We start from the raw sequence: 22,597 nt of genomic DNA, 5'->3' as shown, positions 1-22,597 counted from the left end.
GCTTCGAGCCAATGACTATTGCTGACACCGAGGCCTCCAAGTTGTCTATTTTTCGCCATGTATTGCTACTGCTGCTCGGTGTGCTTTGCCTGTCCAGCGCCCAGGCCCAAGACGAAGGAAATTATGCGGCGGAGGCTATGCAGGCTAATCGTCTGTTGGACCGAGCTGTTGCCTACTACCGGGAAAAGGGGGAGGCTGCTTTTGCTGCCTTCAGTCGTCAGGGAGAGTTCGTCGATGGCGAATTCTATGTTTATGTCGTCGACACTAGCGGCGTGATGTTGGCCAGCGGAGGGCCGTCGGCGAACCTGGTGGGGCGCAATATCGGTGGCGTGCTTGACGCTGAATTGAACAAGTCCTTCAAGGCGGCGTTGGCGTTGCCAGAGGATGGTGAAACCCATAGCGCCGATTACCACTGGGTGAACTGGGTTGATGGCAAGACCGAGCGCAAGCGAGTGTTTTTCAGGCGTGTTGGTGAGCGGATCTTCGCGGTCGGCTATTACATGCCTCGCTCCAGCAAGCAGGAGGCTATCCAACTGTTGGAGCGCGCGAGTGCCGCGATAGCAGTCAACCCCGCGAAGGTGATCGAGCAGGTCAACAGCCTGGACATGGAGTTTATCCGTGATGATCTGTATGTCTTCATCGTCGACCTGGATACTCTGAAGTTCAGCGCCCACGGTTACAACCTGCGCTTGGTTGGTACTGAATTCCGTGCTTTGCAGTCCGCCGACCAAAAGCGGATCGGTATACAGATGCTCGATGCGCTGAAGAAGGGTGGTGGATATGCAGAGGTGAGCTATCTGTGGCGCAACCCTGCGAGCAATCGCCTTGAGCAGAAGAGCACCCTGCTTCGCCAAGTAGGGCGATACGCTGTGGCGGTCGGTTACTACATACGCCCTGGGACCTGAAGGGCGTTGTGGTACGCGAAGCGGGGAGCCTGTGGAGCTTGTCTGGATGTGCGCTGGTTTCCAGTGACTCCTGGGTTCGTTAGGACGGATGACTCATGATCTATCTGTTCCCCATTCTAGCTTCGCTGATCTGGGCCGGTAGCACGGTAGTCAATCGACTGGCCGTCGGTGCTATCGAGCCGGCGGCCATTTCCTTCTATCGCTGGCTCCTGGCGTTCATCTTGCTCAGCCCCTGGTTGCTGCCCAGGGCCTGGAAGCAACGGCGGTTGATCCGCCGGCACTTCTGGCAGCTGTTTGCCCTCGGAGTGTTGGGCATGGCCCTGTATCAGTCGCTAGCCTACTTCGCCGCGCATACGGTTTCTGCCACCTCGATGGGCCTGATTCTCGGTACCATGCCGCTGCTGACCACGCTGCTGGCATTACCGTTGATGGGGGTGCGGCCGACGCCTTCTGTCTGGCTCGGTTGTCTGGTCTTATTCTGCGGGCTCGCCCTGCTTATCAGTGCCGGACAGCCGAGTCGGCTGTGGCGGGAAGGAATGGGCTTGGGCGAGTTCCTCATGCTCATGGCGTCGCTGTCCTATGCGGTCTACTGCCTGCTGCTCAAGCGCTGGCAATTACCGATAGCGACCTGGGAGTCACTCTATGTGCAGGTGTTCTGTGGCTTGATCGTGTTGCTACCAGCGTTCCTGCTGGCCCCTTCGGTGCAACTGACAGCGCACAACTTGCCGCTGGTGGTCTATGCCGGTCTGTTCGCGTCGGCGCTGGCGCCCGGGCTCTGGAACCATGCGCTTGGGGAGATCGGAGCGGAGAGGATTGCGGTGTTTATGAACCTTACGCCATTGTTCACCGGCTTGCTGGCAGTGGTGCTACTGGGTGAGGAACTGCATGGCTATCACGCTATTGGTGGTGGCCTGATTCTGTTTGGCATCGCTGTGGTACAGGGACTCGTACCGATGCCGCGCAGGGGGACCAGGACCGGTACGGGAGGGACGGGACCCAGGTGCTCCGACACCTGAGCCCGCTTGGGGATGATCAGCGGCTGACCTGGGGCTCCAGTTTGAGCAGGCGGATCGCGTTGCCACTGCGAATCTTCTCCCGGTCATCTCCGCTCAGGCCCAGGTTCTCGGTGAGGTCGCCATGGGCATAGGCTCCCCCGAAGTTAGTGCCGTAGACCAGCCGATCCACGCCGACGACCTCCACCACGCCACGGCGCAGGCCTAGCGCATGTACGTCGAGGTCGAAGTAGAAGTTGTCCAGGTAGTCCATCAACGGCCTGCGGTTGCGGGCATCCGGTGCCATGGCCTGGTTCAGTTCGCTGAGGCGGCCGAGCTGAAACACCGCCATACCGCCAGCATGGGTGATGTAGGCCTTGAGTTTAGGATACGCATCCAGCGCACCACCGCAGATCAGGTACCAGAAGAACAGCGTTTCATCGACGCAGTCACCAACGATCGAGGTGGTCTCGAACTTGTCGTCGGTGTGCTTCTCGCCCCAGTAGATGGACTGGTTGAAGCCGTGCACCATGATAGGCACATCCAACTGCTCGATTTTCTCCCAGACCGGAAACAGGCGTTCGTCATGGGTTTCGATACCATTGAAATTGGTACCGCCGACACAGACTCCCTTGGCGCCCAACTGCTGGACAGCGCGCTCGATCTCCCTTGTTGCTGCTTCCGGCTCGGCCAGGTTTGCATGGCACCAGAAGTCGAAATGCTGCGGATCCTGACGGCAATAGGCGGCCATTTCGTCATTGCATATGCGTGCGTATTCGGTCCCGAACTCACCTGCCCAGTACATGAATGCATGAGAGGGTACTGAAACTACCAGTTTGTCTACGCCGCGCTCGGCCATCAGGCGTCGGCGGCTTTCATGGGTCATGCGACCCAGTAGGTTGGCTTCGGCTTCCTCGTCGCTTCGCGCCTTGGACGGCTGCTTGGTGCCCAAGGAAAAGTGACCGACTGTAAAGCCTGTGGTCTTCATGAAGGGGCCCCAGAACTCATGGCGGTTCAGCATTCCCTTTGTCACGAGGTGGGCATGGATATCGATCAGCACGGTGTAGTCCTCAGGGTGGGTTGCAAGGCAGTGGCACGGATTTATAAAATCTTATTTGAACATAAATTAAAAATTTGTTCATATGCTTTCCAGGCAATCATCAAGCCGGCCTTCGACATTGGCTGGCCCAGGAATCCACCGAGCCCGGAGATCAACAATGAATAAGACTTGGTTCGTCACGGGGGCCACCCGTGGTCTCGGCGAGGCCATTGCCAGAGCAGCGCTGGAAGCAGGTGACAATGTTGTTGCGACAGGTCGCCATCTGACTCGTCTCGAACGGGTGTTCGAGCCCTTTGCTGAGCGTGTACTGGCTCTGCAATTGGATGTCACCGAGGCTGGCCAGGCGGCCGCCGTGGTTGAGGCAGCAGTACAACGTTTCGGGCGTATTGACGTTGTCGTGAATAATGCGGGATATGGCCAACTGGGTCCCTTCGAGGAGAACGACGCCGGAGCAGCAGAGCGGCAGTTTGCAACCAATGTCTTCGGCCTGTTCCATGTCTGCCGTGCAGTGCTGCCAACGTTGCGCCGACAGCGCAGTGGACACATCTTCAATGTTTCCTCCATTGCTGGTCTGACCGGTATGGCTGGTGCGGCGCTGTATTGTTCGGCGAAGTTCGCTGTGGAGGGGTTTTCCGAATCCCTTGCCCAAGAGGTCGCGCAATTCGGCATACGCGTAACTCTGATCGAGCCTGGCGCCTTTCGTACCGACTTTCTCGATGGCAGTTCGGCCGCTTTGGGTAGCAACAGCCTGGAGGACTATGCCGAGCTCAGTCGTCGTATCAAGGCGTCGTCGGCGGCTAACAATCACCAACAGAAGGGCGATCCCGCCAAGCTGGGTGTGATGCTTGTGAGGCTGGCCGGTGAAGAGCATCCGCCGCTGCGCTACCTGGCCGGTTCCGATGCCCTGCAAGTAATGACAGGAAAACTGGTGGCGTTGACTCGCGAAGTGGAGCAGTGGCGCGATTGGTCGGCACTCACCGACGGGAATTTCAGCTGAGGCCAGGGAGATCGTTGAGGGTGGGTTCGGCTCTGCCTGGAGCCGGACATTGCCATTGGGTCGAAGGCATCACAGGATTTGTGAAGGAACTTCTACTTGAATCGCGATAACAAGAAAGACAATCGGTTTCGGAGTTACCTGCTGATATTGATGCTGCTGGCTTGTTCCAGGGGAGAGGCTTTGGGGGCACAGGACCGACAGGCGTTGCACGGGATGCGCACTCTGGCGACCCGGGCGGCCGTCAATGCGCTGCTCTACTACAACCTCAACGGCACCCCCTATGAGGCAGAGAACATCGAAGTCTCCACCCGTGAACTGGAGCGCTTGCACGAAATGGCCACGCAAGTGGGGGATGCGTCTCTGATTGAGCAGGTCCGCCGGTTCGACAATGCGGTTGTCGAACTCAAGCACCTGCCACAAAGCATCGCTGACGCTCGCCAGGTTCAGGCAGCTTATACACGTTGGTTGCCCGCTGTCGTTGAGGGGTATTCCAACCTAGAAAGGTTACTGACCGAGCACTACGACGCTGCTCCTGATCCGGGGAAGATGCAAGACGAACTGCACGAGCTAAGTCAGAATATCGGGCAGATGTTGATCTCGTACCAACTGGCGTCCTTTCCGAACTTCGGCGGCGACCTCTGGATTCTCGACGATCAAGCACTCGCCTCGCTGGATAGCAGTATCGAACGGCACTTTGCTGAGCTATCCGCGCGCGGCCACGATCTGTCCACGACTCTGAACGCTCCACAGCGTGACTACCATTTCGTGCGTCCGCGCCTTCTGGAGCCGTCAAGGCACTGGGCGCCGAATGCGGTAGCGCTGTACCTGATGAAAGCGATGACCGCCCTTGATGATGAAGTACGGCGCTTGGGGACTAGGTCCAGATAATTCGCGCGTGTAGTTGCTTGGTCTCTTAGAAACCAGAAATTACCCTACCGGAGGACTGTAATGATGTTTACGCATTTGACTGTGGGCACCAATGACCTGGTAAAGGCGCACGCCTTCTACAATCTTGTTCTTCCCACACTGGGCTACGTCTGTTTGGCATCCATGGAAAATTCCGCAGTCTGGGGAGGAGCAGATTCTCGCTTCGTGGTCCTGAAGCCAACTGATGGCAATGTCGCAACAGTAGGTAACGGCGTAACGATAGGTTTCACCGCCCCCACCCGGGCTGCGGTGGATGAATTTCACAAGGTGGCTCTGCAGGCTGGAGGCGTCGATGCGGGGGCCCCCGGTCCGCGGAACTACGGCCCTCACGTATATTCCGCGTATGTACGTGATCTGGATGGCCACAAGATCGTTGCCACTTGTCTGAACCTCGAATGAGTCGGGCAGACGTAGAGTGCATCCATGTGCCGACGTCAGTCGAGGTGTCGCAAATTCTGGCGGATGCCCGGTTGAGCGCTTCTGCCTGGCTAGTCCGGCAAATAGCCTGGTGTTGGGGCGGCTGCTCTGTGTCGATGGCGTCACCGAAGTTCTGGAGCGGGGGGGGCACTGGTAAGCCCGAAGTGCTAGGTTGTCAGGTTCAATGGAGTCGCTGTTGAAGGTGCTGCGACTTTATTTAATGCAGCGGTTCGACAAACTGGTAATGGTTCAGGCATAGGCTGACGGGCCGGTTTTTTCCACGAGCTTTTGCTGTGACTTTGGAATGGCCTGTTTTCAGCGGTTGAAAAGAATGGTCATGACACTTGGTTTTGCCTCTAGGTGCGAGTACTTGGGGTGATTGTGGCTATGTCAAGTTTTTGAGTGTCGCTAGAGTAATTCTGGCCTGCCGCCAATAGACCTGCCAGGAAGAAACTATGGAAGAAGTCTAAGAGCGCGGCGGCTGTAGTTTTCTTCATGTCGATGGTGGGATTTTTGTAAGTGTTTTCCATGAGTAGAGCAATACAAGGTCCGACAATGCAGAGTACGAAGTACGGCAGGTCGGGAGCGGTTCTAGGAATGCCGCTAATCTGGCTAGAAATCTCCAGTAGTCTCGATATTTGAGCATCACCCTCTTTTTCAAAGAGCTTCTGAAGTCTCGAAGATGGCTGGAATAGTTCTCTTATAAGTATCTGGACATACCATATGTCTTTTGTTGTACTTATGTCGATCAGACGCTCTAAGGTGCGACGCAATTGTATCGATGCCGGGAGCTCTAGGTCAGAGGTAGGGCTCAGTTCTGGAAGGCGATCTATTCGCCTTTTAGCTTCGGAAATAACCTCCTCGTAAAGCTTTGCGCGACTGCCAAAATGGTAATTTATTGAGGCAGAGCTGGTGCCAGATTTCTCTGCAATTAATGCGCTTTTCACTCCTGCCAGACCGTACTTAGCAATAAGTCGACCGGCCTCCTCAATAATGTGCTCGCGAGTGGCAGCGCCGTCTGATCTTGATGAGGAATGACTGTTGGTCACGTGAGTCTCCGCTTTGATCTGCTTTGTGGCCTGATCCGCAACTGATGTGCAGTTAGTTAAGGCTATTACTTGCATTTCGCCGCTCAAACTCCATCGGACGGAGATTGCCCAATATCGAGTGGCGACGGAGGTGATTGTAAAGGTAGATGCAGTCGAGCAAGTCACTTTTCGCATTCTGGTTGCTGGTGTAGTGCGTCAGGTACAGCCGTTCTGCTTTCGGCGAGCGGAAGAAACGCTCCACCTCCGTATTGTCCCGGCAAGCCTCTGGTTGCGAGGGGCTGTGCAGGATGCGAATTTGCCGGGACCAAGGCTAAGTAGTCGTAGGTACAGCCGTACCAACCGTTCCTTCGCCGACTTCAACAACACCATGTGCCTGAGCCCGGCGCTGACCATCGACCGCGAACAGGCCGACCAGATCCTTTCGATCCTCGATGAGGCTCTGGCAGAGGAGGGGAAAGTTTTCTAATGAAGTCCCATGGGCAACGACGGGAAGCGGTGTCGATGGGCTTTGTCAGAGCGATTCCGGTGCTGTCCCTAACATGCCCCCTTGAAGTGAAAAATTCCAGCTCATAGTGACAAATGACGCAAATAGAGCAACGTGGTTACATCTTCACTTTCGCGGTTTCGACATAAAGAAAGTCGATCTCGAAGTAGTCAGATATACATATTTTTCACTCTAGATCACCAAAGTATCTGTGATTTTGCACATACTAACGATCAGGGTGTCTTGGAAGGCGTGGATGTTCCGCTGGGCGGCGGCGTTGGTTCTCCGGCAAGGGTTTTGGCGCTTCTTGATTTGTCAATCCCCCAAACGGCCTTCGCTACCTCTTCAATTTTTGCAACGAACTTGTCGACGTTGAAACCGGCGATGAATGCAAGGGCGAAGAAACCAATCTCGCTTGCGTCGGCCTTTGAGCTCGACTCCAGCACAAGGAGGCCAGCTTTGAGGAATAGAAAACTGACTGCCCCGGCAATAGTGCTGGTGATGGGGCGAATGAAATACCAGATGTGCCAGTCTGGGTCCCAACGCTTATGAACGCATTTGTTTAGGTATATCGCCCGGAAGCAATACAGCGCCCCGCCCACATAAGCGATAGCGCCACACATGAGCGGCACGCGCAATGGCGCGTACGGGACTGGTAACCAACCTAATGCCATGGCACCTATCGAGTAGGTTGCGAAGATGAGCCAGCCCAATAGATAGAACAGGATCCCTAGGATCATCCATATGTGCTTGGCTGGAGCGTCCCCTGTTACGCCGTTATCACTCATTTTGCTGTGCCTCCCCTATAGGAATATGTTCCTCGATGCGAAGCATGACGATTTGCTGGGAGTCATTCACGGGGTCGCCCGCCTTGAGATTCAAGTTCAGGCGGCGATTGAGGTAGTAGAGCTGGGCTTTGCGGGCACGAAGCTTGGTTTCTCCATTTACCATTTGGTAGTCGTGCTCAATCGCTCGGCGCTTATTAGGGGGGTAAGTCGGATTGGGTCCGATGACTACGTCGATCAATGTTTCCCACTCTGCATCTCGTGGGATAGGTGAGGGGGGGGGGAGGAGTTGATGACCTCTGTAATTCGCCCCAGTACAAAGTCCTTGAAAATGAGCGACCTGAAACAGAATGCTCGGACGTGCCACCGGAAGCCGTCGCTTGCAAACGACGTCGGGTAAATGGTTCGTAGTGTCGGCTCATCGAAGTGAGTCATTGAGCGATATCCCTGTGCCTTCACTCCTGTCACCTGTCGATGTGAGCGAGCAAATGCGTCGAAGTGCCCACAGAGGACTCCAATGCTGGCCTCGCCGCGAGGCTACCGAAGGAGATCGCCGGGTCGGTGTAGCGCATCGCTGATTTAATGTCCTTCCAGCCCACGTAGGTCATCAGCGCTTTGAGATCCCAGCCATTGGCCGTGGCCCAGGTGGCGAAGCCGCGGCTCAGCGAATGACTGGTGTACAGCTCAGCCGGGACACCGGCGCGCAACAATATCTGGCGTAGCAGGCTGATCAGGCTGCCGGGGTGCAGCGCCTTGTTGTTCAGGTGCCCCCAGCGATCCAGGCGGCGAAACACGGCCCCGCGCGCCATGCCGGCGAACTTCGAGGTTCTTGGCATCCATCTGGTGACTCCTTTCCTGCGGCAGTCTGAGTCTAGCGTTCAGTCTCGTACGCAGCCTGTCTGCGATGTGCCGGGAGTGGCTTTATACACATAGGCCACGCCCGCTTAGATTTTTCGGTGTGTGGCGGACGCTTGCGTTTGGCGGGCATCATCAAAAAAAGGCCGGTGTGCATAGCAGCACTCCGGCCCTTTCGACTGCTCCTCTTCACCGCCATCCTTAACGGCTCCAAGGTTCTTGCTTGTTACACTCCGCACTCATTTGGTGCGTTTATTCCACTTTGAAGTGAATAAATTCCAATTCTTAGTGAAAAATGACGACTACTTCCGTCAGTCCCAGCTCAGCGCGCCGCCGGTCTGGTACTCGATCACGCGGGTTTCGAAGAAGTTCTTTTCCTTCTTCAGGTCCATGATTTCGCTCATCCACGGGAAGGGGTTGCTGGTGCCCGGGTATTCTTCCTTCAGGCCGATCTGGGTCAGGCGGCGGTTGGCGATGAACTTGAGGTAGTCCTCCATCATCGCTGCGTTCATGCCCAGGACGCCGCGCGGCATGGTGTCGCGGGCGTATTCGATTTCCAGCTGGGTGCCCTGCAGGATCATCTGCGTGGCTTCGTCCTTCATCTGGGCATCCCACAGGTGCGGGTTTTCGATCTTGATCTGGTTGATCACGTCGATGCCGAAGTTCAGGTGCATGGATTCGTCGCGCAGGATGTACTGGAACTGCTCGGCGGTGCCGGTCATCTTGTTGCGGCGGCCCATGGAGAGGATCTGGGTGAAGCCGCAGTAGAAGAAGATGCCTTCGAGCACGCAGTAGTAGGCGATCAGGTTGCGCAGGAACTGGCGGTCGGTTTCCGGGGTGCCGGTCTGGAACTGCGGGTCGGAGATCGAGCGGGTGTACTTCAGGCCCCAGGACGCCTTTTTCGCGACGCTCGGGATCTCGTGGTACATGTTGAAGATTTCGCCCTCGTCCATGCCCAGCGACTCGATGCAGTACTGGTAGGCGTGGGTGTGGATCGCCTCTTCGAACGCCTGGCGCAGGATGTACTGGCGGCATTCGGGGTTGGTGATCAGGCGGTACACGGCCAGCACCAGGTTGTTCGCCACCAGGGAGTCGGCGGTGGAGAAGAAGCCGAGGTTGCGCATGACGATGCGGCGCTCGTCTTCGGACAGGCCGTCCTTGCTCTTCCACAGGGCAATGTCGGCGTTCATGTTCACTTCCTGCGGCATCCAGTGGTTGGCGCAACCATCCAGATACTTCTGCCAGGCCCAGTCGTACTTGAAGGGTACGAGCTGGTTGAGGTCGGCGCGGGCGTTGATCATCTGCTTGTCGCCGACCTGTACGCGGGCGGCGGAGCCTTCCAGGTCGTCCAGGCCTTCCTGGATGTCCAGGGCGTCCAGGGCCTTCTTGGCGCGGGCGACCGCGTCGGAGTCGCTGGCGGAGACGGCGCGGGCTTCTTCCACGGAGCCGGCGGCTTCGTCGTCCAGTTTGTCGGCGGCCTGGGCGGCGGCTTTGGCCACGGCCGGGGCGGCCTTGGCTTCGGTGGGGTCTTCTTTGTCGAATTCGTCCCAGCTCAGCATTGGTTCCTCTCCTGGTCTGGTTGCGTGATGGGGGGCACGCTAAAGCTTGCTTGGCTTCCCTTCTCCGGGTTCCCGCGTTCGCGGGAATGACGAGGGGAAGCTGTTATGTCTGGGGGAGGCGGGGACAAGAGCCCCTCTCCCTAACCCTCTCCCTGAAGGGCGAGGGGATATCCGTGCTGCGTGGAAACGCGGCCCTCGGGCGAGGGCCGCTGCTTCCTTACTGGCAGGCTTCGCAGTCGGGGTTATCGATGCTGCAGGCCTTGGGTACCGGCGCCGGGGCCGGGGCGGCTTGCAGGCCTTCGTCGATCACCGAGCTCACGGCGTTCAGCTTGCCGGTGTTGATGGTGGACTTCTCGGTGCTGGTGGCGGCCAGGGCACGGAGGTAGTAGGTGGTTTTCAGGCCACGGTACCAGGCCATGCGGTAGGTCACGTCCAGCTTCTTGCCCGAGGCGCCGGCGATGTAGAGGTTCAGCGACTGGGCCTGGTCGATCCACTTCTGGCGGCGGCTGGCGGCGTCGACGATCCACTTGGTCTCCACTTCGAAGGCGGTGGCGTACAGGTCTTTCAGGTCCTGCGGGATGCGCTCGATCTGCTGCACGGAGCCGTCGTAGTACTTCAGGTCGTTGACCATGACCGGGTCCCACAGGCCGCGGGCCTTGAGGTCGCGCACCAGGTAGGGGTTGATCACGGTGAACTCGCCGGAGAGGTTCGACTTCACGTAGAGGTTCTGGTAGGTCGGCTCGATGGACTGCGACACGCCGGTGATGTTGGCGATGGTCGCGGTCGGCGCGATGGCCATGATGTTCGAGTTGCGGATGCCTTTGCGCACGCGCTCGCGCACCGGGGCCCAGTCCAGGCTCTCGCTCTGGTCGACTTCGATGTACTTGGCGCCGCGGGCTTCGATCAGCAGCTTCTGCGAGTCGATCGGCAGGATGCCTTGCGACCACAGCGAGCCGTCGAAGGTCTCGTAGGCGCCGCGCTCTTCGGCCAGGTCGCAGGAGGCCTGGATGGCGAAGTAGCTGATGGCTTCCATGGACTTGTCGGCGAAGTCGATGGCGGCGTCGGAGCCGTAGGCGATGTGCTGCAGGTACAGGGCGTCCTGGAAGCCCATGATGCCCAGGCCCGCCGGGCGGTGCTTGAGGTTGGAGTTCTCCGCCTGGGGCACCGAGTAGTAGTTGATGTCGATGACGTTGTCGAGCATGCGGACCGCGGTCTTCACGGTGCGGCCGAGCTTCTCGACGTCGAGCTTGCCGTCGACGATGTGGTTGACCAGGTTCACCGAGCCCAGGTTGCAGACGGCGATCTCGTCCTTGTTGGTGTTCAGGGTGATCTCGGTGCACAGGTTCGAGCTGTGCACCACGCCCACGTGCTGCTGCGGGCTGCGCAGGTTGCACGGGTCCTTGAAGGTCAGCCACGGGTGGCCGGTCTCGAACAGCATGGAGAGCATCTTGCGCCACAGGTCCTTGGCCTGGACGACCTTGTGCAGCTTCAGCTTGCCGTACTGGGTCAGGGCTTCGTAGTACTCGTAGCGCTCTTCGAAGGCCTTGCCGTAGAGGTCGTGCAGGTCGGGGACGTCGGACGGGGAGAAGAGGGTCCAGGTGCCGTCTTCGAACACGCGCTTCATGAACAGGTCGGGAATCCAGTTCGCGGTGTTCATGTCGTGGGTGCGGCGGCGGTCGTCACCGGTGTTCTTGCGCAGCTCCAGGAATTCTTCGATGTCCAGGTGCCAGGTTTCCAGGTAGGCGCAGACTGCGCCCTTGCGCTTGCCGCCCTGGTTCACGGCCACGGCGGTGTCGTTGACCACTTTCAGGAACGGGACCACGCCCTGGGACTTGCCGTTGGTGCCCTTGATGTAGGAGCCCAGCGCGCGCACCGGGGTCCAGTCGTTGCCCAGGCCGCCGGCGAATTTCGACAGCATGGCGTTGTCGTGGATGGCGCTGTAGATGCCCGACAGGTCGTCCGGCACGGTGGTCAGGTAGCAGCTGGACAGCTGCGGGCGCAGGGTGCCGGCGTTGAACAGGGTGGGGGTGGACGACATGTAGTCGAAGGACGACAGCAGGTTGTAGAACTCGATGGCGCGTTCTTCCTTCTGCGGCTCTTCGATGGCCAGGCCCATGGCCACGCGCATGAAGAACACCTGCGGCAGTTCGAAGCGGATGCCGTCCTTGTGGATGAAGTAGCGATCGTACAGGGTCTGCAGGCCCAGGTAGGTGAACTGCTGGTCGCGCTCGTGGTTCAGCGCGGCGCCCAGCTTGGCCAGGTCGAAGGTCTTCAGCTTGGGATCGACCAGCTCGAATTCCACGCCCTTCTCGATGTACGCCGGCAGGGCGCGGGCGTAGAGCTCGGCCATTTCGTGGTGGGTGGCGCTCTCGACCACGCCGAGGAAGCCCAGGGCTTCGGCGCGCAGGGTGTCCATCAGCAGGCGGGCGGTGACGTAGGAGTAGTTCGGCTCGCGTTCCACCAGGGTGCGGGCTGTCATCACCAGGGCGGTGTTGACGTCCTTCTCGGCCACGCCGTCGTAGAGGTTCTTCAGGGTTTCGCGTTCGATCAGCCCGCCATCGACTTCGGCCAGGCCTTCGCAGGCTTCGCGGATGATGGTCTGCAGGCGGCCCATGTCCAGCGGCTGGGTGCTGCCGTCGGCCTTGGTGATGCGGATGCTCGGGTGCGGCTGGGCGACTTCGCCGGCGGCGCTGGCGGTCTTGCGCTCGTTGGCGCGGGCTTCGCGGTAGATCACGTAGTCGCGGGCGACTTTCTGCTCGCCGGCGCGCATCAGGGCCAGTTCGACCTGGTCCTGGATTTCTTCGATGTGGATGGTGCCACCGGAGGGCATGCGGCGCTTGAAGGTCGCGGTGACCTGCTCGGTCAGGCGCGCGACGGTTTCATGGATGCGCGACGAGGCGGCAGCGGTGCCGCCTTCCACGGCGAGGAACGCCTTGGTGATGGCTACGGTGATCTTGTCATCGGTGTAGGGAACTACGGTGCCGTTGCGCTTGATCACGCGCAGCTGGCCGGGCGCGGTGGCGGCCAGATCCTGGGCGGATTCGGCTGCCTGCGGCGCTGCGGCCTGCGGGTTCTCGCGAGTGGTGTCGATCTGCATGGGTGGTTGTCTCCACATTCTCTTAGTGGGTTCTGTCACTGGCGCCGGGGGCGCCGCTCCGGAAAAACAGCAATAAAGAGCGTGTGCGTCCGGCGGGGCCGGCCGCATGAAAACTTGCGTAACAGGGGAAGGGGACTCAAGCGCCTCCCTGGCCCAAGTCGGGTGTCCGGCTTTACGGGCCGGAACCACAATACCTAGTGGTGTTGACCGATCGGTTGCAACACCCGTACCGCATGGCCATCGACATCGATCACTCCTTTGCGGCCTACGCCGCGTCGGACTTCCGTACGCCTGGATGCAGCTGCTGGGGGAACCGGAGGAGCCATGGAAAAGGCTCGCGACCTCATGCTTCTTCTTGTGTCCGGTTCCAGGTTGCGGACCCAACATGTAGGGGTTATCCGCAACGGGGATACAAGATAATGCGCTATGGGAGGCTTTGCAAGGCGGCAGGCTGGGGGAAACCTGTGGATAAATTGTGGGTGGCGTGTGCGTGATCGCGTAGGGATCGCGCCAGGCCGCACCGCTGCTGATTTTCACCGTTCGTCATGAGCGACTGACAGATTCAGGAGTTGGCCTGAGGCTGTCAGGGTGTGAACCCTACCACAATATCTTGTGGTCCTGCCCCATCGCGTTCCGCCCGTGCCATGGCGCGGCTTCCTGGCTACAATGCGGCACGTCCCGCCTGCCTCGCGGCGGTGCGCGGCGGACCCGTTCAGGTGCATTGGGAGGCGGTGTGGAGCAAGAGGCGCGAATCCTCATTGTCGAGGACGACCAGCGGTTGGCCGAGCTGACCCAGGACTATCTGGAAAGCAACGGCCTGAAGGTGGGCGTCGAGGCCGACGGCGCCCGCGCGGTGGACCGCGTGCTGGCGGAGCGGCCGGACCTGGTGGTGCTGGACCTGATGCTGCCCGGCGAGGACGGCCTGTCGATCTGCCGGCGCCTGCGCCCGGACTACGACGGCCCGATCCTGATGCTCACCGCGCGCACCGACGACATGGACCAGATCCAGGGCCTGGAGATGGGCGCCGACGACTACGTGTGCAAGCCGGTGCGCCCGCGCCTGCTGCTGGCGCGCATCCGCGCCCTGCTGCGGCGCAGCGAGGGGCCGGACGAGGCGCCCGCGGCGGGCAGCAAGCGCCTGACCTTTGGCAGGCTGGTGATCGACAACGCCATGCGCGAGGCCTGGCTGGACGGCCAGACCATCGAGCTGACCAGCGCCGAGTTCGACCTGCTGTGGCTGCTGGCGGCCAACAGCGGGCGCATCCTTTCCCGCGAGGAAATCTTCAATTCCCTGCGCGGCATCGAGTACGACGGCCAGGACCGCTCCATCGACGTGCGCATCTCGCGCATCCGCCCGAAGATCGGCGACGACCCCATGCACCCGCGGCTGATCAAGACGGTGCGCAGCAAGGGCTACCTGTTCGTTGGCGAGCAGTAGGGCCAACGCTCTCGCCCGCGTCCGTGTTCACGTAGGATGGCGTGGAGCGCGGCGATACCCATCGATGGGTATCGCTTCACTCTCCCATCCTGCGTGTTGCATCCATACTTCCCGGCGCCATCCCCGCGCCTCCACGCCGGCCGCTGAACCCGGCACAGGGCTTCGCCGATGAAATCCATCTTCCTGCGCATCTACGGCGGCATGCTGCTGACCCTGGTGCTGGTCGCCGCCCTCGGCGTGCTGACCCTGCACCTGGTCAACGAGGTGCGCGGCGACCGCTACCGCGAGGAGCTGGCGCGCGGCACCTTCCGCCTGATGGCCGACGAGATGGCGGGCATGGAGGAGGTGGACCGCAAGCGCGCGCTGCTGCAGTGGAGCCGCCTGATGGGCATCCCGCTGAGCCTGCAGAAGCTCGACGCCCTGGGCATGGATGGCCGCGACCGCGCGCGGCTGATGAATAACCAGGTGCTGGTGGAGGCCGACGGGCCGCACCAGGTGCGCATCCATACCCAGGTCAGCCTGCAGGAGGGCCTGGTGCTCACCGGCGAGGTGGAGCAGGTCAGCGAGCAACTGGCGCGGGCCACCATCTATATGCTGATGGACGAGCTGCGCCGCTTCCCCGCCAGCGAGCAGCCCTACCACCTGGCGCGCATCGTGCGCGACAAGCGCTTCGGCTTCGACGTGCACCTGCTGCGCCTGAAGGAGATCGACCTGGACGACGACCAGAGCCGCCGGGTGGAGGAGGGCGACACCGTGCTGGCGCTGGGCAAGAACGGTGACTCCATCCGCGTGGTGGCCGGCATCGTCGACACGCCCTGGGTGCTGGAGCTGGGGCCGATCTACCAGATGAACCCCTATCCGCCGCAACTGCTGTTGCTGATCGCCGCCGTCGGCCTGTCGCTGATCGGCCTCACCCTGTACCTGCTGATCAGCCGCCTGGAGCAGCGCCTGCGCGGCCTGGAGTCGGCTGCCTCGCGCATCGCCCGCGGCAGCCTGGACACCCGGGTGGAGGAACGCGGCAGCGACTCGGTGGGGCGCCTGGCCGGCACCTTCAACCACATGGCCGAGCAGATCCAGCGCCTGATCAGCGTGCAGCGCGAGCTGGTCCGCGCGGTGTCCCACGAGCTGCGCACGCCGGTGGCGCGGCTGCGCTTCGGCCTGGAGATGATCGAGTCCGCCGAGGACGACAAGACCCGGCACAAGTACCTGGAGGGCATGGACGGCGACATCCAGGACCTCGACCAACTGGTGGACGAGATGCTCACCTACGCGCGCCTGGAGCAGGGCTCGCCGGCACTGACCTACCAGAGCGTGGAGCTGGGCGAGCTGGTGCGCCAGGTGGTGGCGGAGATCGCCCCGCTGCGCGGCGAGGTGCAGGTGACCTGCGAGGCCGGCGCGCTGGTGCCCTTCGACCAGGGTAGCTGGATCGAGGCTGAACCACGCTATCTGCACCGCGCCCTGCAGAACCTGCTGAGCAACGCCATCCGCTACGCCGAGACGCGGGTGCGGGTGAGCTACCGGGTCAGCCTGGACCGCTGCCAGGTGGACGTCGAGGACGACGGCCCGGGCGTGCCGGAGGACCGCTGGGAGCGCCTGTTCACGCCGTTCTTCCGCGTCGACGACAGCCGCACACGGGTCACCGGCGGGCACGGCCTGGGGCTGTCCATCGTGCGGCGGATCATCCGCTGGCACGGCGGCCGGGTGTCCATCGCCCGCAGCCAGGCCCTGGGCGGCGCCTGCTTCACCCTGGCCTGGCCGCGGCGCCAGGCGCCCAAGGAATAGCCCGTGGCGGGCGAGGGTAGACGTTTTGCGTGTTTATATTATATGTTTTTATATATTGTAATTTCGTAGAGCGTTCCCATGCCCGCCACCCCAGCCATCGACCTGCAACGCCTGCGCCGCTCCGCCGACCAGGCCGGGCGCCTGCTCAAGGCCCTGGGCAACCCCGACCGCCTGTTGCTGCTGTGCATGCTCTCCCAGGAGGAGCTGCACGTCGGCGCCCTGGAGGAGCGGGTGGGCGTCGGCCAGCCGACGCTGTCGCAGCAACTGGGCGTGCTGCGTCGCGAGGGGCTGGTGGCGACGCGCAAGGAGGGCAAGCAGGTGTACTACCGCATCAGCAGCCCTCAGGCGCTGGCGGTGATCCAGACGCTCTACCAGCTGTTCTGCGCAGAGGATGCCGAATGAACATCGACTGGACTGCCTTCACCCCCTGGAGCGCCCTGGCCGGCGGCGCGCTGATCGGCCTTTCCGCCGGCCTGTTCGCCCTGCTCAACGGCCGCGTGGCCGGCATCAGCGGGTTGCTCGGCGGCCTGCTGGCCAGGGGCGGCGTCGGCGGCGAGCGCCTGGCGTTCCTCCTCGGGCTACTGCTGGCGCCGCTGCTGTGGCTGGCCTTCGGTCCGCTGCCGGCGCTGCACTTCGACAGCGCCTGGCCGGCGCTGCTGCTGGCCGGGCTGCTGGTGGGGCTGGGCAGCCGCTATGGCGCCGGCTGCACCAGCGGCCATGGCGTGTGCGGCCTGGCGCGGCTGTCGCCGCGGTCGCTGCTGGCCACGCTGTGCTTCATGGCCAGCGGCTTCGCCACCGTCTTCTGCATCCGCCACCTGCTGGGAGCCTGAGCATGGCCCGCCTGAGCGCTTTCCTCTGCGGCCTGCTGTTCGGCCTCGGCCTGCTGCTGGCCGGCATGGCCGACCCGGCCAAGGTGCTGGCCTTCCTCGACCTGGCCGGGGCCTGGGACCCGTCCCTGGCGCTGGTGATGGTCGGCGCCATCCTCACCGCCTCGCCGTTCTTCGGCCTGGCCCGCGGCAAGGCGCACGGCCTGCTCGGCGGCGCCATGCAGCTGCCGACGCGGCGCGACCTGGACCGCCGCCTGGTGCTGGGCAGCCTGGTGTTCGGCGTCGGCTGGGGCATCGCCGGCATCTGCCCGGGGCCGGCGCTGGTCGGCCTGGGCGCCGGCCACTGGCAGGCGGCGCTGTTCGTGCTGGGGATGCTGGCCGGCATGGCGGCGTTCGAATGGCAGCAGCGGCGCAAGGGCGCGGGGGCATGAAGCCGTGCCTTAGACGCAGCGCCGCCCGCCGCCTACGCTACCCGGAGATTCCCCTGCGAACCGAGGCCACATGTCCGACCTGAACGACCCCCGCGTCTTCTTCGCCGCCGAGCGCACCCTGCTGGCCTGGAACCGTACCGCCCTGGCGCTGATCGCCTTCGGCTTCGTGGTGGAGCGCACCGGCCTGCTGCTGCGCCTGATGCACGCGGGCCTGGAGACCGCGGCGGCGCTGCGCATGTCGTTCTGGGTGGGGCTGGGCTTCATCCTGCTCGGCTGCGTGGCCGCCTGCAGCTCGGCGCTGCAGTACCGCAACGTGGTGCGCGGGCTGAAGCCGGTGGAGATTCCCGAGGGCTACCGGGTCAACGCCGGGCCCTGGCTCAACCTGACGGTGGCCGGCCTGGGCCTGCTGCTGACGCTGTACCTGGCGTTGTAGCCTTGCGGAAAAATTGACCTTCAGGTCAATAAATGCAGAATGCTGGCGTGCCCTCCGGCACCGACGCCCGCGGCAAAGCCCATGGCGTTGCCCTTAATGGGTATTGCTGCGGCACGGGTATCGTTATGTAATTTTTGATATAACGATTCTCCGGCAGCGGGCCCCGGACAGACCGGGGCCCTCCAGCGTCGCGCCGTGGCATCCGTCAGGAAGGAACACCGAGAATCACATGGGAAGCCTTGATCACCGCCGTGGCCTTGACGCCGGCCGCCAGCCCCAGCTCGGCGACGGCATCGCGGGTGACCACCGCCACCACTTCGCTGCCACCGCCAAGGTCCAGCACCACCTCGGCGTTCACCGCGCCGTCGGCCACCGACTTCACCGTGCCGGCCAGGCAGTTGCGCGCCGACAGGCGAATGCCCTCGGCATCGGTCATCAGCATCACCCAGGGCGCCTTGACCAGCGCCACCACGTCCTTGCCCTGGGCCAGGCCCAGGCTCTTCACGCTTTCCTCGGTGACGATGGCCACCAGGTCGTTGCCGCCGGGCAGTTGCACCACCACCTCGGCATTCACCGCGCCGTTGCGCAGTTGCTTGACCGTGCCGCGGAACACATTGCGCGCGCTGACTTTCATGTCTTTCTCTCCTTGGGTCCAGTGAGGTCAGGAAGGTATAGCAGAGCCGGCGGGCCCTTCGAAGCAGAACGACAGCCAACCACTGGAGCACATCGATGAAACACACATTCGCCCGCCTTTCCCTGGCCCTGGCGGCCTGCCTGGCCACCCACGCGGCGCTGGCCGACGAGGTGCAGGTCGCGGTCGCGGCCAACTTCACCGCGCCCATCCAGGCCATCGCCAAGGACTTCGAGAAGGACACCGGGCACAAGCTGGTGGCCTCGTTCGGCGCCACCGGGCAGTTCTACGCGCAGATCAAGAACGGCGCGCCCTTCGAGGTATTCCTCGCCGCCGACGACAGCACCCCGGCCAAGCTGGAGCAGGAGAAGGCGGTGGTCCCCGGCTCGCGCTTCACCTACGCCATCGGCAAGCTGGCGCTGTGGTCGCCGAAGGACGGCTACGTCGACGCCAAGGGCGAGGTCCTGAAGAAAGGCGGCTTCCAGCACCTGTCCATCGCCAACCCGAAGACCGCGCCCTACGGCCTGGCCGCCACCCAGGTGCTGGACAAGCTCGGCCTGAAGGACAAGCTGACCGGCAAGATCGTCGAGGGCCAGAACATCGGCCAGGCCTACCAGTTCGTCTCCAGCGGCAATGCCGAACTGGGCTTCGTGGCGTTGTCGCAGATCTACAAGGATGGCAAGGTGACGGCCGGTTCGGCCTGGATAGTCCCGGCCGACCTCTATGAGCCGATCCGCCAGGACGCGGTCATCCTCGAAAAAGGCAAGGACAACGCCGCGGCCAGGGCCCTGGTGGACTACCTGAAGGGGCCGAAGGCGGCGGCGGTGATCAAGGCCTACGGCTACGAGCTGTAAACAGGGAAAACGATGCACCTGACCGCGGCGGACCTCACGGCGATCCGGCTCACCCTCGAGCTGGCCACCGTCAGCACCCTGATCCTGTTGCTGCTGGGCACCCCCATCGCCTGGTGGCTGGCGCGCACCCGTTCGTGGCTCAAGGGCCCGCTGGGCGCGCTGGTGGCCCTGCCACTGGTGCTGCCGCCGACGGTCATCGGCTTCTACCTGCTGGTCACGCTGGGCCCCAACGGCCCGGTGGGCCAGCTCACCGACGCCCTCGGCTGGCAACGCCTGCCGTTCAGCTTCGCCGGGCTGGTGGTGGGCTCGGTGATCTACTCGCTGCCCTTCGTGGTGCAGCCGCTGCAGAACGCCTTCGAGGCCATCGGCACGCGCCCGCTGGAGGCCGCGGCGACCTTGCGCGCCGGGCCCCTGGACACCTTCTTCAGCGTGGTCCTGCCGCTGGCGCGGCCGGGCTTCGTCACCGCCGCCATCCTCGGCTTCGCCCATACCGTGGGCGAGTTCGGCGTGGTGCTGATGATCGGCGGCAACATCCCCGGCCAGACCCGCGTGGTCTCGGTGCAGATCTTCGACCACGTCGAGGCCATGGAGTACGCCCAGGCGCACTGGCTGGCCGGCGGCATGGTGGTGTTCTCCTTCTTCGTGCTGCTGGCGCTGTACTCCACGCGCCGCAGCCACTCGGCCTGGAACTGAGATGCCGGCAGACATCCAAGCACGCTTCCTGCTCGAATACCGCAGCTTCACCCTGGACGTCGACCTGCGCCTGCCGGGCCGCGGGGTGACCGCGCTGTTCGGCCATTCCGGCTCCGGCAAGACCACAGTGCTGCGCTGCGTGGCCGGCCTGGAAAGGCCGCGCGAGGCGCGCCTGGTGGTCAATGGCGAAACCTGGCAGGACAGCGCCCAAGGCCTGTTCCTGGCGCCGCACAAGCGCGCCATCGGCTACGTGTTCCAGGATGCCAACCTGTTCGAGCACCTGTCGGTGAGGCGCAACCTGCGCTACGGCATGAAACGCGTGCCGGCGCGCGAGCACCGCGTGGCCATGGACCAGGCCTGCGAGCTGCTGGGCATCGGCCACCTGCTCGAACGCATGCCGCGCCACCTGTCCGGCGGCGAGCGCCAGCGGGTGGGCATCGCCCGCGCGCTGCTGACCAGCCCGCGCCTGCTGCTGATGGACGAGCCGCTGGCGGCCCTGGACCTCAAGCGCAAGGCGGAAATCCTGCCCTACCTGGAGCGCCTGCACGACGAGCTGGACATTCCCATCCTCTACGTCAGCCACTCGCCGGACGAAGTGGCGCGCCTGGCCGACCACCTGGTGCTGCTGGAAGCCGGCCGCGCCCTGGCCAGCGGCGCGGTGGGCGAGACCCTGGCGCGCACCGACCTGCCCACCTCGCTGCTGGAGGACGCCGGCGTGGTGATCGACGGCCAGGTGCTGGGCCACGACGCCGAATACGGCCTGCTCGACCTCGGCCTGCCCAACTGCGGCGAACGCATCCGCCTGGCCCACGGCCCGCTGCCGGTGGGCAAGGCGCTGCGCATCAAGGTGCAGGCCCGCGACGTCAGCCTGACTCTGCAGCGCCCGCAGCGCAGCAGCATCCTCAACCTGCTGCCGGCCACGGTGACCGAGCTGGCCCCCACGGATACGCCGGCGCATTTGCTGGTGCGGCTGGATGTGGGGGGGAATCCGTTGTTGGCGCGGATTACCCGGTATTCCTGCGAGCAACTGGGGTTGCGGGTGGGGGAGGGGGTGTGGGCGCAGGTGAAGTCGGTGGCGGTGTTGGCCTGAGGGCGGATGGCTTTATGGCTTTTCGTAATTGGATGGACTCACCCTCACCGAGGCGTCGAGGCGCCACGGTGGCGGTCTAAGAAGCCACCGACAGTGAGGGTGAGTCCATGAAAAAGCATACGACGATGAATAAGCCGGTGTCTGCAACCGATGTATCGGTGTGCACGACAGTCGCCGTGGATCTGGCGAAAAAGGTCTTCCAGGTGGCGGGGGAAGACGCCCTGGGCCAACTGGCGTACGAACAGCGAATCAAGTCGCGTGAAGCGTTCCAGGTGTTTCTGCAGAAGCTGCCGGAGGGCGTGACGGTGCTGATGGAGACCGGTCCTGGAGCACAAGCCTGGGCCCGGCTGCTGCAGGCGCAGGGCAACCCGGTGCGGATCCTGCCGGCCCAGCGGGTGGCCGAGCACCGGAGCGGAGCGAAGAATGATCGCAATGATGCCCACGCCATTCTGCGGGCGGGCCGGGATAGCAGTATTGCGTCGGTACCGGTGAAGAGCGTCGCGGCACTGGCGATGCAGGCCTGGCACCGTGTCCGGCGGGGCTATGTGCGGCGGCGCACCGCCATGGGTAATCAGATCCGCGGGCTGCTGCTGGAGCAGGGTATCGCCCTGGCGCAGGGGGATGTGGGCTTGAAGCAAGGTGTCACCCGGGTGCTGGAAGACGCCCGCCAGCCGTTGCCGGCGCTGCTGCGCGAGCTGATCGACGAGATGCTGAACGAATGGCAACGGCTGGGCGAGCGTATCGCCGCGCTGACCGGGCGTCTGGAAGCCTGTGCCGCCGCCGACCCGACAGCCAAACGGCTGATGACGGTACGTGGTATCGGTCCGATCACGGCCACGGCCTTGCTGGCCAAACAGGTCGAGCCGGAACGTTTCGCCAATGCGCGTCAGTTCGCTGCCTACTTCGGCATCGTGCCCGACCAGCACAGCAGCGGGCAGAAGGTACGGCTGGGCAAGATGACCAAACGTGGCGACGCCTATGTGCGCAGCCTGATGGTCGTGGGCTCGCATGCGGTGTTGAAGCAACTGCGGCCCGATTCCGAACACCCGGACGATCGGCGCCTGCAGCGCTGGCTACAACGTCTGGGGCGCAAGGGCGCGGCAGTACGACTGGCCAACCGCAACCTGCGTATCGCCTGGGTGCTGCTGTGCAGCGAACAAACCTACCAGCGCAAGCCGAATGCTTGCCGGGAGATGGAAATGAGCCACTGATCAACGAGTTCCCGCCAACGGGGCGCCAAGTCGCTCCAACCCTTGCTGAAGAACATTGACCCCTGGTCAGACCGTCGCGG

Annotated in this window: 24 protein-coding genes; 15 read left to right on the top strand and 9 right to left on the bottom strand. The window is 62.7% G+C overall.

Annotated features, from left to right (window positions below; genetic code table 11):
* The first annotated feature begins 11 nt into the window (after positions 1-11).
* Entirely contained in the window at positions 12-905 is an 894-nt protein-coding gene (locus IG194_RS03660; RefSeq protein ID WP_058490375.1) for a cache domain-containing protein, read from the top strand.
* A gap of 95 nt (positions 906-1,000) precedes the next feature.
* Positions 1,001-1,921: a DMT family transporter gene (locus IG194_RS03655; protein WP_058490374.1), complete on the top strand. Its 921-nt coding sequence runs from the start codon at positions 1,001-1,003 to the stop codon at positions 1,919-1,921.
* A gap of 16 nt (positions 1,922-1,937) precedes the next feature.
* On the opposite strand, the gene IG194_RS03650 is transcribed toward IG194_RS03655, so the two are convergent.
* Complete coding sequence (locus IG194_RS03650) at positions 1,938-2,957, bottom strand: amidohydrolase family protein (RefSeq protein ID WP_058490373.1); 1,020 nt, start codon at positions 2,955-2,957, stop codon at positions 1,938-1,940.
* A 157-nt stretch (positions 2,958-3,114) separates the two neighbouring features.
* Here IG194_RS03650 and IG194_RS03645 point away from each other — a divergent pair, with 157 nt between their 5' ends.
* From IG194_RS03645 to IG194_RS03635, 3 genes are all read left to right on the top strand, one after another.
* On the top strand, positions 3,115-3,954 hold the full coding sequence (locus IG194_RS03645) for an oxidoreductase (protein ID WP_058490372.1): 840 nt from the start codon (positions 3,115-3,117) through the stop codon (positions 3,952-3,954).
* A gap of 96 nt (positions 3,955-4,050) precedes the next feature.
* Positions 4,051-4,842 carry a hypothetical protein gene (locus tag IG194_RS03640; RefSeq protein ID WP_058490371.1) on the top strand — a complete coding sequence of 264 codons (792 nt, stop codon included), beginning with the start codon at positions 4,051-4,053 and terminating at the stop codon, positions 4,840-4,842.
* Between the two features lie 60 nt (positions 4,843-4,902).
* Positions 4,903-5,280 (top strand): VOC family protein, encoded by a 378-nt coding sequence (locus IG194_RS03635; protein ID WP_082816375.1) that lies wholly within the window; start codon positions 4,903-4,905, stop codon positions 5,278-5,280.
* Between the two features lie 374 nt (positions 5,281-5,654).
* Here IG194_RS03635 and IG194_RS03630 read toward each other — a convergent pair whose 3' ends face one another.
* The 7 genes from IG194_RS03630 to IG194_RS03600 form a co-directional block, all read right to left on the bottom strand.
* The gene (locus IG194_RS03630; RefSeq protein WP_158546391.1) at positions 5,655-6,347 is read right to left on the bottom strand and encodes a TetR/AcrR family transcriptional regulator; all 693 of its coding nucleotides are present in this window, start codon (positions 6,345-6,347) and stop codon (positions 5,655-5,657) included.
* A 52-nt stretch (positions 6,348-6,399) separates the two neighbouring features.
* Positions 6,400-6,588 (bottom strand): IS3 family transposase, encoded by a 189-nt coding sequence (locus IG194_RS33255; protein WP_366917378.1) that lies wholly within the window; start codon positions 6,586-6,588, stop codon positions 6,400-6,402.
* A gap of 476 nt (positions 6,589-7,064) precedes the next feature.
* Positions 7,065-7,619 carry a hypothetical protein gene (locus IG194_RS03620; protein WP_225617171.1) on the bottom strand — a complete coding sequence of 185 codons (555 nt, stop codon included), beginning with the start codon at positions 7,617-7,619 and terminating at the stop codon, positions 7,065-7,067.
* Positions 7,612-7,857: a hypothetical protein gene (locus IG194_RS32670; protein ID WP_141679811.1), complete on the bottom strand. Its 246-nt coding sequence runs from the start codon at positions 7,855-7,857 to the stop codon at positions 7,612-7,614. Before IG194_RS32670 ends, IG194_RS03620 begins: the two co-directional genes overlap by 8 nt.
* A 223-nt stretch (positions 7,858-8,080) precedes the next feature.
* Positions 8,081-8,452, bottom strand: coding sequence for a tyrosine-type recombinase/integrase (locus tag IG194_RS03610; RefSeq protein ID WP_042929798.1), 372 nt, complete (start codon positions 8,450-8,452; stop codon positions 8,081-8,083).
* 330 nt (positions 8,453-8,782) lie between these two features.
* Positions 8,783-10,030: a ribonucleotide-diphosphate reductase subunit beta gene (locus tag IG194_RS03605; RefSeq protein ID WP_009621763.1), complete on the bottom strand. Its 1,248-nt coding sequence runs from the start codon at positions 10,028-10,030 to the stop codon at positions 8,783-8,785.
* Positions 10,031-10,247: 217 nt separating this feature from the next.
* Positions 10,248-13,127, bottom strand: a complete 2,880-nt coding sequence (locus IG194_RS03600; protein WP_192353639.1) for a ribonucleoside-diphosphate reductase subunit alpha — start codon at positions 13,125-13,127, stop codon at positions 10,248-10,250.
* Between the two features lie 733 nt (positions 13,128-13,860).
* On the opposite strand from IG194_RS03600, the gene IG194_RS03595 reads away from it, so the two are divergent.
* The 6 genes from IG194_RS03595 (at position 13,861) to IG194_RS03570 (ending at position 18,038) form a co-directional block, all read left to right on the top strand.
* Positions 13,861-14,565 carry a response regulator gene (locus tag IG194_RS03595; protein WP_009621765.1) on the top strand — a complete coding sequence of 235 codons (705 nt, stop codon included), beginning with the start codon at positions 13,861-13,863 and terminating at the stop codon, positions 14,563-14,565.
* Positions 14,566-14,733: 168 nt separating this feature from the next.
* A complete protein-coding gene (locus IG194_RS03590) occupies positions 14,734-16,347 on the top strand; it encodes an ATP-binding protein (RefSeq protein WP_009621766.1) in 1,614 nt (537 codons plus the stop codon).
* A 78-nt stretch (positions 16,348-16,425) separates the two neighbouring features.
* A complete protein-coding gene (locus IG194_RS03585) occupies positions 16,426-16,749 on the top strand; it encodes an ArsR/SmtB family transcription factor (RefSeq protein ID WP_058490369.1) in 324 nt (107 codons plus the stop codon).
* Entirely contained in the window at positions 16,746-17,177 is a 432-nt protein-coding gene (locus IG194_RS03580; protein WP_058071240.1) for a YeeE/YedE family protein, read from the top strand. Before IG194_RS03585 ends, IG194_RS03580 begins: the two co-directional genes overlap by 4 nt.
* A 2-nt stretch (positions 17,178-17,179) precedes the next feature.
* Positions 17,180-17,605 (top strand): DUF6691 family protein, encoded by a 426-nt coding sequence (locus IG194_RS03575; RefSeq protein WP_058490368.1) that lies wholly within the window; start codon positions 17,180-17,182, stop codon positions 17,603-17,605.
* Positions 17,606-17,675: 70 nt separating this feature from the next.
* Positions 17,676-18,038: a YidH family protein gene (locus IG194_RS03570; protein WP_009621770.1), complete on the top strand. Its 363-nt coding sequence runs from the start codon at positions 17,676-17,678 to the stop codon at positions 18,036-18,038.
* Between the two features lie 205 nt (positions 18,039-18,243).
* Here IG194_RS03570 and IG194_RS03565 read toward each other — a convergent pair whose 3' ends face one another.
* Positions 18,244-18,672 carry a TOBE domain-containing protein gene (locus tag IG194_RS03565; protein WP_043270708.1) on the bottom strand — a complete coding sequence of 143 codons (429 nt, stop codon included), beginning with the start codon at positions 18,670-18,672 and terminating at the stop codon, positions 18,244-18,246.
* Positions 18,673-18,767: 95 nt separating this feature from the next.
* On the opposite strand from IG194_RS03565, the gene modA reads away from it, so the two are divergent.
* The 4 genes from modA to IG194_RS03545 all read left to right on the top strand — a co-directional run bounded on the left by modA (position 18,768) and on the right by IG194_RS03545 (position 22,517).
* The gene (gene modA, locus IG194_RS03560) at positions 18,768-19,523 is read left to right on the top strand and encodes a molybdate ABC transporter substrate-binding protein (RefSeq protein ID WP_058490367.1); all 756 of its coding nucleotides are present in this window, start codon (positions 18,768-18,770) and stop codon (positions 19,521-19,523) included.
* A gap of 12 nt (positions 19,524-19,535) precedes the next feature.
* The gene (modB, locus tag IG194_RS03555; protein ID WP_043270704.1) at positions 19,536-20,216 is read left to right on the top strand and encodes a molybdate ABC transporter permease subunit; all 681 of its coding nucleotides are present in this window, start codon (positions 19,536-19,538) and stop codon (positions 20,214-20,216) included.
* Between the two features lies 1 nt (position 20,217).
* The gene (gene modC / locus IG194_RS03550; protein ID WP_058490366.1) at positions 20,218-21,306 is read left to right on the top strand and encodes a molybdenum ABC transporter ATP-binding protein; all 1,089 of its coding nucleotides are present in this window, start codon (positions 20,218-20,220) and stop codon (positions 21,304-21,306) included.
* A 125-nt stretch (positions 21,307-21,431) separates the two neighbouring features.
* Positions 21,432-22,517, top strand: a complete 1,086-nt coding sequence (locus tag IG194_RS03545; protein WP_083280500.1) for an IS110 family transposase — start codon at positions 21,432-21,434, stop codon at positions 22,515-22,517.
* Positions 22,518-22,597: the final 80 nt, after the last annotated feature.

Source organism: Pseudomonas sp. ADPe (assembly GCF_014843515.1).
Taxonomy (GTDB): domain Bacteria; phylum Pseudomonadota; class Gammaproteobacteria; order Pseudomonadales; family Pseudomonadaceae; genus Pseudomonas; species Pseudomonas citronellolis.
Note: the sequence above shows the minus strand (reverse complement) of the source record. Positions and strands in the feature narration are given on the sequence as shown.